This window comes from Streptomyces synnematoformans (assembly GCF_039531005.1).
GTDB classification, from domain to species: Bacteria; Actinomycetota; Actinomycetes; order Streptomycetales; family Streptomycetaceae; genus Streptomyces; species Streptomyces synnematoformans.
On sequence record NZ_BAAAPF010000225.1, the window covers coordinates 1 to 12,018 of the forward strand.

General features: G+C 73.8%; 8 protein-coding genes and 2 pseudogenes. 6 read left to right on the plus strand and 4 right to left on the minus strand.

Going from position 1 to position 12,018, the window contains the following annotated elements; translation table 11 throughout:
• The coding region (locus tag ABD317_RS26295; RefSeq protein ID WP_344292604.1) for a cell division protein DivIVA at positions 1 to 885 on the plus strand (885 nt) is incomplete at its 5' end.
• Positions 886 to 1,066: 181 nt separating this feature from the next.
• On the opposite strand, the gene ileS is transcribed toward ABD317_RS26295, so the two are convergent.
• Positions 1,067 to 4,270 (minus strand): isoleucine--tRNA ligase, encoded by a 3,204-nt coding sequence (gene ileS / locus ABD317_RS26300; protein WP_344292606.1) that lies wholly within the window; start codon positions 4,268 to 4,270, stop codon positions 1,067 to 1,069.
• Positions 4,271 to 4,791: 521 nt separating this feature from the next.
• Here ileS and ABD317_RS26305 point away from each other — a divergent pair.
• From ABD317_RS26305 to ABD317_RS26320, 4 genes and pseudogenes are all read left to right on the plus strand, one after another.
• Positions 4,792 to 5,799, plus strand: coding sequence for a TraR/DksA family transcriptional regulator (locus ABD317_RS26305; RefSeq protein WP_344292608.1), 1,008 nt, complete (start codon positions 4,792 to 4,794; stop codon positions 5,797 to 5,799).
• 112 nt (positions 5,800 to 5,911) lie between these two features.
• The gene (gene lspA / locus ABD317_RS26310) at positions 5,912 to 6,631 is read left to right on the plus strand and encodes a signal peptidase II (protein WP_344292610.1); all 720 of its coding nucleotides are present in this window, start codon (positions 5,912 to 5,914) and stop codon (positions 6,629 to 6,631) included.
• A 45-nt stretch (positions 6,632 to 6,676) separates the two neighbouring features.
• A complete protein-coding gene (locus ABD317_RS26315; protein WP_344292612.1) occupies positions 6,677 to 7,618 on the plus strand; it encodes an RluA family pseudouridine synthase in 942 nt (313 codons plus the stop codon).
• A gap of 22 nt (positions 7,619 to 7,640) precedes the next feature.
• Positions 7,641 to 9,242: pseudogene (locus tag ABD317_RS26320) on the plus strand (Na+/H+ antiporter).
• Here the strand turns inward: ABD317_RS26320 and ABD317_RS26325 are convergent.
• Positions 9,198 to 10,280, minus strand: a complete 1,083-nt coding sequence (locus tag ABD317_RS26325; RefSeq protein ID WP_344292614.1) for a mechanosensitive ion channel family protein — start codon at positions 10,278 to 10,280, stop codon at positions 9,198 to 9,200. The pseudogene ABD317_RS26320 and the gene ABD317_RS26325 overlap by 45 nt on opposite strands.
• A gap of 53 nt (positions 10,281 to 10,333) precedes the next feature.
• Between ABD317_RS26325 and ABD317_RS26330 the strand changes: the two genes are divergently transcribed.
• Positions 10,334 to 10,927 (plus strand): dienelactone hydrolase family protein, encoded by a 594-nt coding sequence (locus ABD317_RS26330; protein ID WP_027753682.1) that lies wholly within the window; start codon positions 10,334 to 10,336, stop codon positions 10,925 to 10,927.
• 19 nt (positions 10,928 to 10,946) lie between these two features.
• On the opposite strand, the gene ABD317_RS26335 is transcribed toward ABD317_RS26330, so the two are convergent.
• Complete coding sequence (locus tag ABD317_RS26335) at positions 10,947 to 11,741, minus strand: thioredoxin domain-containing protein (protein ID WP_344292617.1); 795 nt, start codon at positions 11,739 to 11,741, stop codon at positions 10,947 to 10,949.
• A 64-nt stretch (positions 11,742 to 11,805) separates the two neighbouring features.
• Positions 11,806 to 12,018: pseudogene (locus ABD317_RS26340) on the minus strand (hypothetical protein); the annotation flags it as partial.

The window sequence follows — 12,018 nt, forward strand, 5'->3', positions numbered from 1 at the left end:
CCCGGTGGTCCCGGCGGCCCGGGCGGCCCCGGCGGCCCCGGTCACGGTCCGCACGGCCACGGCGCGACGGGTCCCGGCGGCCCGGGCGGCCCCGGCGGTCCCCAGCACGCCCCGCACGGCGGCCCGCCCCAGCAGCAGCACGGCGGCCCGCCCCAGCAGCAGCACGTCGGCGGCCCGCCGCAGCACGGCGGCCCCGGCCCGCAGCAGGGCGGCCCCGGTCCCCAGCAGGGCGGCCCCCAGGGTGACGGCGCCGCCCGGGTGCTCTCGCTGGCGCAGCAGACCGCCGACCAGGCGATCGCGGAGGCCCGTGCCGAGGCCAACAAGATCGTCGGCGAGGCCCGCAGCCGCGCCGAGGGCCTGGAGCGCGACGCGCGCGCCAAGGCCGACGCGCTGGAGCGGGACGCGCAGGAGAAGCACCGCGTGGCGATGGGCTCGCTGGAGTCCGCGCGCGCCACGCTGGAGCGCAAGGTCGAGGACCTGCGCGGCTTCGAGCGCGAGTACCGCACCCGGCTGAAGTCGTACCTGGAGTCGCAGCTGCGCCAGCTGGAGAACCAGGCGGACGACTCGCTCGCCCCGCCCCGTACCCCGGCGGCGGCCTCGCTGCCCGCCGCGGCGGCTCCCGCCCCGGCGCCGTCGATGGCCCCGGCCGGCGCCGGCGCCATGAGCGGCCCGCCGAGCATGGGGGGCGGCTCGATGGGCGGTCAGCAGGGCGGCGGCATGCCGTCCCGCGGGCAGCAGCCCGCCGGCGGCCCGTCGTACGGCGGCCAGCAGCAGATGTCCCCGGCGATGACGCAGCCCATGGCGCCGGTGCGCCCGCAGGGCGGGCCGATGCAGCAGCCGCCGTCGCCGATGCGCGGCTTCCTCATCGACGAGGACGACAACTGAACACGGCCTGACGGTCGTCGGCATATCGCAGAGGGCCGGGTCCCGCGGAACGCTCGCCGCGGGGCCCGGCCCTTTCTGCGTGCCCGTCCCGGGCGTACGGAGGCTTCTGCCGGAGAGTGCGGCGGATCGCGTACGGTGCCGGGCCCGGCCCGGCACCGTACAGCCGCCGGTACGGGCCGGGTCAGACCCGGGCGAGCCGGAACGTCAGGGACAGCGGCTCGTCCGTGAACGGCTCGCCGTAGCCCGCCGCCCCGTCTGCCGCCTCTGCCGCGTCCGCGTCACCCGCCGCGAAGTCCGTCGCCAGGACCTCCTCCGCGATCAGCCCGGCGTGGTCCGTGAGCGCCTGCCGGACCTCCGGGTCGGCCGTCGACCAGCGCAGCCGGATGCGGTCCGCGACGTCGAGGCCGGAGTTCTTCCGCGCCTCCTGGACCAGCCGGATCACGTCCCGGGCCAGGCCCGCGCGGCGCAGCTCCGGCGTGATCTCCAGGTCCAGCGCCACGGTCGCGCCCGAGTCGGACGCCACCGACCAGCCCTCCCGCGGGGTCTCCGTGATGATCACCTCGTCCGGGGAGAGCGTCACCGTCTCGCCGTCGACGTCCACCGTCGCGGTGCCGCCGTCCCGCAGCGCGGCCGACAGCGCCGCCGCGTCCGCCGCGGCGACGGCCCTGGCCACGTCCTGCACCCGCTTGCCGAACCGCTTGCCCAGCGCCCGGAAGTTGGCCTTCGCGGTGGTGTCCACCAGCGAGTCGGCGCCCGCACCGCCGGCCCCGCCACCGGCAGCCTCAGCCAGGGCCGCGAGCGCGGTCACGTTCAGCTCCTCGGCGATCTGCGCGCGCAGCTCCCCGGGCAGCGACTCGAAGCCCGCCGCGGCCACCAGCGCCCGCGAGAGCGGCTGCCGGGTCTTCACCCCGGACTCCGCCCGCGACGCCCGGCCCAGCTCCACCAGGCGCCGTACGAGCTGCATCTGCCGCGACAGCTCCGGGTCGAACGCCACGGCGCCCGGGCCGGCCGGCTCCGGCCACGCCGACAGGTGCACCGAGGCCGGGGCGTCCGGCACGACGGGCACCACGAGGTCCTGCCAGACCCGCTCGGTGACGAACGGCACCACCGGGGCCAGCAGCCGCGTCACCGTCTCCAGCACGTCGTGCAGGGTGCGCAGCGCCGCCGCGTCGCCCTGCCAGAAGCGCCGCCGGGAGCGGCGCACGTACCAGTTCGACAGGTCGTCGACGAACGCGGACAGCAGCTTGCCGGCGCGCTGGGTGTCGTAGCCGTCGAGGGCCTCGGTCACCCGGGTGGTCAGCTCGGCCAGCTCGCCGAGCAGCCAGCGGTCCAGCAGCGGCCGGTCCGCGGGCGCCGGGTCGGCCGCGGTGGGCGCCCAGCCGGCGGTGCGGGCGTAGAGCGCCTGGAAGGAGACCGTGTTCCAGTACGTCAGGAGGGTCTTGCGCACGACCTCCTGGATCGTGCCGTGGCCGACCCGCCGGGCCGCCCAGGGCGAGCCGCCGGCGGCCATGAACCAGCGCACCGCGTCGGCGCCGTGCCGGTCCATCAGCGGGATGGGCTCCAGGGTGTTGCCCAGGTGCTTGGACATCTTGCGGCCGTCCTCGGCGAGGATGTGCCCGAGGCAGACCACGTTCTCGTAACTGGACTCGTCGAACACCAGCGTGCCGACGGCCATCAGCGTGTAGAACCAGCCGCGGGTCTGGTCGATGGCCTCGCAGATGAACTGCGCGGGGTAGCGGGCCTCGAAGACGTCCTTGTTCTGGTACGGGTATCCCCACTGGGCGAAGGGCATCGAGCCGGAGTCGTACCAGGCGTCGATGACCTCCGGCACCCGCTGCGCCCGCAGCGTGCAGCCGTCGGCGGGGCAGGAGAAGTCGACCTCGTCGACGTACGGGCGGTGGGGGTCGAGGCCGGACTGGTCGGTGCCGGTCAGCTCGCTCAGCTCGGCCAGCGAGCCGACGCAGGTGAGGTGGTCCTCGGCACAGCGCCAGATGGGCAGCGGGGTGCCCCAGTAGCGGTTGCGGGACAGGGCCCAGTCGATGTTGTTGTTCAGCCAGTCGCCGTAGCGGCCGTGCTTGACGGAGTCCGGGTGCCAGTTCGTGCGCTCGTTCTCGCGCAGCAGGGCGTCCTTGACCGCGGTGGTGCGGATGTACCAGGACGGCTGCGCGTAGTAGAGCAGCGCGGTGTGGCAGCGCCAGCAGTGCGGGTAGCTGTGCTCGTACGGCTCGTGCCGGAACATCAGCCCGCGCGCCTGGAGATCGGCGACCAGTGCCTCGTCCGCCTTCTTGAAGAACTGGCCGCCGACCAGGGGCAGGTCCGCCTCGAAGGTGCCGTCGGGGCGGACGGGGTTGACCACGGGCAGGCCGTACGACTTGCAGGTCCGCATGTCGTCCTCGCCGAACGCGGGCGACTGGTGCACCAGGCCGGTGCCGTCCTCGGTGGTGACGTAGTCGGCGTTGACGACGAAGTGCGCGCCCTCGATCTTCACGAGGTCGAACGGGCGGCGGTACGTCCAGCGCTCCAGCTCCCGCCCGGTGAACGTCCGCCCCGTCGGCTCCCAGCCCTCGCCGAGCACCTTCTCCAGCAGCGGCTCGGCGACGACCAGCCGCTCCTCGCCGTCGGTGGCCACGACGTACGTGACGTCGGGGTGGGCGGCGACCGCCGTGTTGGACACGAGGGTCCACGGGGTCGTCGTCCACACCAGCAGCGCCGCCTCGCCGGCCAGCGGGCCGGAGGTGAGGGGGAGGCGGACGTAGACCGAGGGGTCGACGACGGTCTCGTACCCCTGGGCCAGCTCGTGGTCGGACAGGCCGGTGCCGCAGCGCGGACACCAGGGGGAGACGCGGTAGTCCTCGACGAGCAGGCCCTTGTCGTGGATCTGCTTCAGCGACCACCAGACGGACTCCACGTACTCGGAGTTCATCGTCCAGTACGCGTCGTCCAGGTCGACCCAGTAGCCCATGCGCTCGGTCAGCGCGGCGAAGGCGTCCGTGTGCCGCTGGACCGAGGCGCGGCACCTGTCGTTGAACTCGGCGATGCCGTACGCCTCGATGTCCTGCTTGCCGTTGAAGCCCAGCTCCTTCTCCACCGCCAGCTCCACCGGCAGCCCGTGGCAGTCCCAGCCGGCCTTGCGGCCCACGTGGTAGCCGCGCATGGTGCGGAAGCGCGGGAAGACGTCCTTGAAGACGCGGGCCTCGATGTGGTGCGCGCCCGGCATCCCGTTGGCGGTGGGCGGGCCCTCGTAGAAGACCCACTCGGGCCGGCCCTCGGACTGCTCCAGGGAGCGGGCGAAGATCTTCTGCTCGCGCCAGAAGTCGAGCACGGCGTGTTCGAGGGCGGGCAGGTCGACCTGGGCGGGGACCGGGCGGTACAGGGGCGTGGTCATCGGGGGCTCTTCCTCCGGCTGGCGTGCTGACGGCCGAACCGGAGGGACGAGAGCCGGGGCTCCCGCGGTACCACCCTCCTTGGCGGCGGAGCGCGCACCGCGCGCCCACCGCCCCCTCTTTTGGGGCAGCGCTGCCGGTTCTACTCGCCCGGGGGCTTTCCTCCGGCGGCTCCGGGGTGATCTTCGCTCCGCGCACACCGCCCGGGCTCGCACCGTCCCCGGGTCGCTCCTCGGCTGCGTACGGAGCTACTCGTCCCCATCCACACCTGTCGCTTGCCGACAGTGTACGGGCACGGGGCCCGCGCCGCCGACCGGGTTTCCGCGGGGGGCGGCTCGGCCGTTCGGCCCAGCGCCGTCACCGGGCGGGTACGGCGCGCGCCCGGGATTACCGGGCGCGCGGCTGGGCACAACGGTTGGAGACCGGTCAGCCGTGGCGTGCCCTGTTGCCGCGGACGCAGTGTCGATTTATCGTTCCGGCACCGTTCGCGAACAAGATCACAATATGTGAAGGGGTCCCGGCCATGGTTGCGAAGAAGACCGCGCCGGCGGCGAAGAAGTCCACAGCGAAGAAGACCACGGCGAAGAAGGCGGCAAAGAAGGCGCCGGCGAAGAAGGCCGCCGCAGGCCGGGCCACCGGGAAGAAGACCCCCGGGGAGCGGGCGGCGGGGGAGAAGACCCCGGGGAAGAGGGCCGCGAAGAAGGCCACGACGAAGAAGGCCACGACGAAGGTCGCGAAGAAGGTCGCGACGACGAAGACCGCGACGAAGAAGGTCGCGAAGAAGCAGGCCGCGAAGAAGACGACGACGAAGAAGGCCGCGAAGAAGCAGGCCACGGGGAAGAAGACGGCGGCGACCGGGGCGGCCGCGGGCAGGGCCGCCCCCGCGAAGAAGTCGCCGCCCGCGAAGAAGGCCGCGGCCCGGAAGGCGCCGGCCGAAGGGACCGAGCCCGCGAGGAGAACCGCGGCACGGGCCGCCGCCCCGGCGCGCAAGCCGGCGAAGAAGGCGGCGGCCAGGAAGACGTCCACCAGGACGTCTCCGGGGAAGAAGACGGGAGCCAAGACGGTGGTCGCAAAGAAGACGCAGGTTGTGGAGGCCCCGGTCGCCGAGGCGGCGGGCGGGACGGCCCCGGCCGGGCCGGGGGAGCTGGCCGTGCGCCCGGGGGAGGACCCCTGGACTCCCGAGGAGGTCGAAGAGGCCCGCCAGGGGCTGCTGGACGAGGTCGCGAGCCTGCGGTCCGAGATCCGCGCCTCCGAGGAGGCCGTGAGCGGGCTGATGCGCGACTCCGGCGGCGGCGCCGGCGACGACCAGGCCGACACCGGGACGAAGAACATCTCACGCGAGCACGAGATGGCGCTCGCCGCGGGGGCCCGGGAGCGGCTGATGCAGACCGAGCGCGCCCTCGTGCGGCTGGACGACGGCACGTACGGACTCTGCGAGTCCTGCGGCAAGCCGATCGGCAAGGCGCGGATGCAGGCGTTCCCGCGGGCCACCCTCTGCGTGGAGTGCAAGCAGCGGCAGGAGCGCCGCTGAGGGTGCGCCGGAGGCGCTGACGGGGCCGTCTGCGGCGGTTACGGGCTGTGGTGCGACGGCTCGTACGGGTGTGTCGTACGCTCGACCCCAGTCAGCGCACCGGAGGGCACACGTGACAGAGGCGGAGCGGATCAGCGGGGACGCCACGGAGCCCCGCGGGGAGGACGAGGGCGCCGCCGCGGCGGACGGGAAGGACACGGCCGGCACCGCGGCCGACCCCACCGGCCCCACCGACGCAGCCGACACGGGCGGCGCGTCCGAGGCGACCGGCGCATCCGACTCGGCCGACGCATCCGACGCATCCGACGAGGGCGCGGACGGCGCTCCCGGGTCGGCGGCCCGCGGCCGCAGGCGCATCGGCGTCCTCCTCGCCGTCGCCGCCCTCGTCTACGTCCTCGACCTGGTCACGAAGCTGATCGTCGTCGCCGAACTGGAGCCGGACAACCGCTCCATCGAGGTCGTCGGCGACCTGCTGCGCTTCCAGGTCGTCCGCAACGCGGGCGCGGCGTTCGGCATCGGCGAGTCGATGACCGTCATCTTCACGCTGATCGCGGTGCTCGTCATCGGGGTGATCGCCCGGCTGGCGCGCAAGCTCTACAGCCTGCCCTGGGCCGTCGCGCTCGGACTGCTGCTCGGCGGCCCCCTCGGCAACCTCACCGACCGCCTCTTCCGCTCCCCGGGCTTCTTCGAGGGCCACGTCGTGGACTTCATCGCCCCCGAGCACTTCGCCGTGTTCAACCTCGCGGACTCCGCGATCGTCTGCGGCGGCATCCTCATCGTGGTCCTGTCCTTCCGCGGCCTGGACCCGGACGGCACGGTCCACCGCGGCTGACTGCGGCTGTCCGGGGAGCCCGCACGCGCCTGCGATACTTCCCGGGTGAGTACCGTGCCCGAGATCCGCACCCTGCCCGTACCCGACGGCCTCGAAGGCGAGCGGCTCGACGCCGCGCTCGCCCGGATGTTCGGGTTCTCCAGGACCAAGGCCGCCGAACTGGCCGGCACCGGCAAGGTCCTCGTCGACGGGCGGGAGGCCGGCAAGTCGGACCGGGTGACGGCCGGCGCGTGGCTGGAGGTCGAGATGCCGGCGCCGCCGGCGCCCGTGCGGGTCGTCGCCGAGCCGGTGCCCGGGATGACCGTCGTCTACGACGACGACCACGTGGTCGTCGTCGACAAGCCCGTCGGCGTCGCCGCCCACCCCAGCCCCGGCTGGAGCGGGCCCACCGTCGTCGGCGGCCTGGCCGCCGCGGGCTACGCCATCTCCACCTCCGGCGCCGCCGAGCGGCAGGGCGTGGTGCACCGGCTGGACGTCGGCACCTCGGGGCTGATGGCGGTGGCCAAGTCGGAGCGGGCGTACACGCTGCTGAAGCAGCAGTTCCGGGAGCGTACGGTCGACAAGCGCTACCACGCGCTGGTCCAGGGCCACCCCGACCCGCTCAGCGGCACCATCGACGCCCCCGTGGGCCGCCACCCCGTGCACGACTACAAGTGGGCCGTCGTCGCCGACGGCAAGCCCAGCGTCACGCACTACGACCTCGTGGAGGCGTTCCGCGCCGCCAGCCTCCTCGACATCAAGCTGGAGACCGGCCGCACCCATCAGATCCGGGTGCACATGTCCGCCCACCGGCACCCCTGCGTCGGCGACCTCACGTACGGCGCCGATCCCACGCTCGCCCGGCGGCTCGGCCTGGACCGGCAGTGGCTGCACGCCGTCCGGCTCGGCTTCGAGCACCCAGAGGACGGCAGGTGGGTGGAGTTCGAGTCGGACTACCCCGAGGACCTGCGGCAGGCCCTCGACACCGTACGCGCCGACAGCGCCTGACGGCCGACGGGACCCGGGCGCGATGGGCCAGCTCACGCTGGTGCTCGGCGCCCTGGTCACCGTCCCCGTCGCCGGCGGCTCGGGCTGCCGGCGCCGGTGCTGATGACGCTGCTCGGCGGGGTGCTGGCGCTGCTGCCCTTCGTGCCGACCGTCGAGATCCCGCCCGACCACATCCTGCCGCTGGTGCTGCCGCCGCTGCTCTACGCCGCCGTCCAGCGCACCTCCTGGCGGCAGTTCGCGGCCAACCTGCGCCCCATCCTGCTGCTCGCCGTCGCGCTGGTCTTCGTCACCACCGCGGCCGTCGCGGCCACCGTGCAGGCCGCCGTCCCCGGGCTGCCGCAAGGGCACAGACCCAAGCGCCGCCGTGGCGCTGGGCGCGCTGGTGGCGCCGCCCGACCCGATCGCCGCCACCTCCGTCGCCGGCTCGCTCGGGCTGCCGCGCCGGCTGGTGTCGATCCCGGAGGGGGAGGGGCTCTTCAACGACGTCACCGCGATCGTGCTCTACCACGTCGCCATCGCCGCGGCGGTCACCGGCACCTTCTCGGTCACCGGCGCCGCGGGCATGCTGGCGCTGTCCGCCGTCGTCGCGCTCGCCGTCGGCTTCGCCCTCGGCTGGGCCACGGAGCGGCTGATGCGGCTGCTCGACGACCCCACGCTGAAGATCGGCTGCACGCTGCCGGTGCCGTTCGCCGCGTACCTCGTCGCGGACGAGTCCGAGGGCTCGGGGGTGCTGGCGGTGCTCGTCACCGCGCTGTACCTGTCGGAGCACGCCACGGACGCCGACGACGTCCTCGGCCGGCTCGCCGAGCGCAGCTTCTGGGACGTCGTGGACACCCTCGTCACCGGCATCGCCTTCGGCCTGATCGGCCTTGAGCTGCACGCCGTCGTCGGCTCCGGCGACCTCGACGGGGCGCTGGTGGGCGCGGCCGCCGCCGTCGTGGGCGTGGTCGTGGGCGTACGGCTGCTGTGGCTGCTGCCCGCCTCCTGGCTGGCGCAGCGGCTGCACCGGCGCGGCGGGCACCCGGACGAGGCCGAGGAGATCCCCACGACCTGGCGGGAGACCGTCGTCATGTGGTGGGCGGGGATGCGCGGGGTGGCCTCGGTGGCGCTGGTGCTGGCCATCCCGGTGGAGGCGGACGGCGGCGGCCCGTTCCCGCACCGCGGCGATCTGCTGTTCCTCACCTTCGCCGTGGTCCTGGCCACCCTGGTCTGCCAGGGCCTGACCCTGCCCCGGCTGGTCAAGCGGCTCGGCGTCAGCGCCGACACCGAGGCCGAGCGGCGGCTGGAGCGCAGGCTGGCGCTGCGCGCCGCGAAGGCGGCGCGGGCCCGGCTGGCGGAGATCGAGCAGGTCCAGGAGCTGCCGGAGGACAGCGCGGAGCAGCTGCAGCGGGCCGCCTACGGCATCGCCACCCGCCTCTACCCCGACCTCGTGGACGAGGACCGCCGCGAGGCGCACGCCCGGCGGCTGGAGCGGCTGCGCACCGGCCGGGAGATCAGCGCCGAGCTGCTGTCCGCGGCCCGGCACGAGCTGCTCGCCGCCCGCAGCGAGGGCTGCGACCCGGAGATCGTGGACCGCGTCCTACGGCAGCTTGACGTCCGGAGCGTGCGCGGGGGCGCCGTCTAGCGGCGCCTGCGCCGTCATCACCTTCGGCAGCGCGTACGGGTGCTTCTCCCGGAGCCAGCCGATCAGCTCCTCGCGCACCAGGCAGCGCAGGTCCCACAGCGCGTCCGCGTTCCGCGCGGTGGCCAGCGCGCGGACCTCCATCGTGGTCGGCGTGGTGTCCGTGACCACCAGGCTCCAGCCCCGCCCGTCCCAGTGTGCGCAGCCGAGCAGCACCTCGTGCAGCCGCTCGCGCAGCGCGGGCACCGGTGTGCTGTGGTCCAGGTGCAGGAAGACCGTGCCGGTCATCTCGGCGCCGCCGCGCGACCAGTTCTCGAAGGGCTGGCCGGTGAAGTACGACACGGGGATGGTGATGCGGCGCTCGTCCCAGGTCTTCACCGTCAGGAACGTCAGCGTGATCTCCTCGACCTTCCCCCACTCGCCCTCGACGACGACCGTGTCGCCGATGCGCACGAGGTCGCCGAAGGCGATCTGCAGCCCCGCGAAGAGGTTGCCCAGCGTGGACTGGGCGGCGATGCCCACGATGATGCCGATGACGCCGGCGGACGCCAGCATCGAGGCGCCCACCGTCCGCATCTGCGGGAACGTCAGCAGCATGGCGGCCACCGCGACCGTGCAGATGACGAACATCACCACGCGCTGGATCAGCGTCAGCTGCGTGCGCACCCGCCGGCGGCGGGCGGAGTCGCGGGCCTTGGCCTTGTAGCGGTGGTACGTCAGCTCCACCGCGACCGCGAGCACCTTCGTCAGCAGCCACGCCACGGACGCGATCAGCAGCAGCGTCAGCACCCGGTCGACGACCGCGCGGCCGTCGTCGCTGTGCGTCAGGTCGGTGCGCTCGTACGTGCCCATCAGGATCGACGTCAGGACGGCGAGCTGCAGCGGCACCCGGCAGCTGCGCAGCAGCCCCCATATCGGGGTCTCGGGGTGCCGCGCGTCGGCGCGGCGCAGCAGCAGGTCGACCACCACCCCGGCGATCGCGGTGACCGCCGCGGCGCCGCCGATGACCAGGACGGGCCGGAGCACATCCTCGGTGGACACGTGAGCCTCCTTCGAACGCGGATCCTCCTGACCGTATCTGCCAGGATGGGCGCATGACGATTCTGCTCTTCCACTCCGTGTACGGAGTGCGTCCGGCCGTGCACGCGACGGCGGAGCGCTGGCGCGCCGCCGGGCACGAGGTGGTCGTCCCCGACCTCTTCGACGGGCGTACGCCGGCGACGGTCGAGGAAGGCAGGGAGGTCAGGGACGCGATCGGGACGGACGAGCTGCTGGCCCGGGCCGTACGGGCCGCGGCACCGCACTCGGCGGGCGGGGTGCTGTACGCGGGCTTCTCGCTCGGCGGCGCACTGGCGCAGAACCTGGCGCTGGCCGACAAGCACGCGCGAGGGCTGCTGCTGATGCACGGCACGTCCGACGTCGCCGACGGCGCCGTGGCCGCCTCCGGCGAGCTGCCGGTGCAGCTGCACGTGGCCGACCCCGACCCGTTCGAGACGCACGACTGGCAGACGGCCTGGTACCTGCGGATGGGGCGGGCCGGCGCCGACGTGGAGGTCTTCCGCTACCCGGGCGCCGGGCACCTGTTCACCGACCCCGGCCTGGCGGACTACGACGCGGAGGCGACGCAGTCCGCCTGGCGGGTGGCGGACGCGTTCGCGGCGGAGCTGGACGGCCGCTCCGCCGCGTAGCGCGGGGTCGGCGCGGCGGCTACGCGCCCAGCTTGTCCAGCTCCGCGGGGAGCGCCGAGCCCTCGACCTGCTCGCCGTCGATCTTGATCGTCGGCGTGCCCTGGATGCCGGCGTCCTCGAAGCTGTTGATCATCTCCAGGGCCCACTTGTCGAAGGTGCCCTTGTTGATGTTCTTCTGGAACTGCTTGTTGCCCTTCAGCTCGTCGACGTTCTTGGCGACGTCCAGCAGGTAGTCGTTGTCGGCGAACTTGTCCTCGTTCTCCGCCGGGTGGTGCTCGGCCGAGTAGAGCAGCCCGTGGTACTCCTTGAACGCCTCGGTGCTGACGTCCAGGGCGGCGCCCAGGGCGCTGGCGGCGTTCTTGGAGCCGCTGCCGCCGAAGTTGCCGTCGATGATGTCGCCGAGGTGCACGCGCAGCTGGTACTTGCCGTCCTCGGCGCCCTTCTTGACCCGCTCGCCGAGCTGCTGCTCGAACTGCGCGCAGGCGGGGCAGCGCAGGTCCTCGTACACGTCGATCGTCTTCTCCGCGTCCTTGCCGCCGAGCACGACGGTGGTGCCCTTCTCGCCCTCGGCGTTCGCGGGCTGGACGAGCTTGGCGTTCTTCGCGGCGCCCCAGTCCTTGCCGCTGCCGTCGTCGTCGCCGCCGAGGCTGGTGACCGCGAAGGCGACGCCGCCGACGACGGCCAGCAGGCCGACGACGGCACCGCCGACGAAGAGCTGCCGGCGCACCTTCTCCTTCTTGGCCTGCTTCTCGCGCTCGATGCGCAGCCGCTCGCGCGCGGCGCGCTTGGCTTCCTGGCTGTTTCGCTTGCTCATGGTGGGAGGTCCTCGTATGTGGTCGGTATGGCCTGTGACGTGCTGGGTCGGCGGTGCTGCCGGATCAGGCAGCGGCCGGGCACGGCGGGCCACGCCGCAGGACCGAGTGCAGCAGGTGCGGCTGCGGGCGGGGGGCGCGGGTACGGCCCCACCGGCGGCCGGGGCGGCCGGTGCTCCGCACCGGGGCGACGGTGACGGTCGCGACGGCCAGCAGCAGCGGGCGGAAGGCCGAGACCGCGGCGGTGCGCAGCAGCCGGGCGAGCGCCGCCTCGCCGCG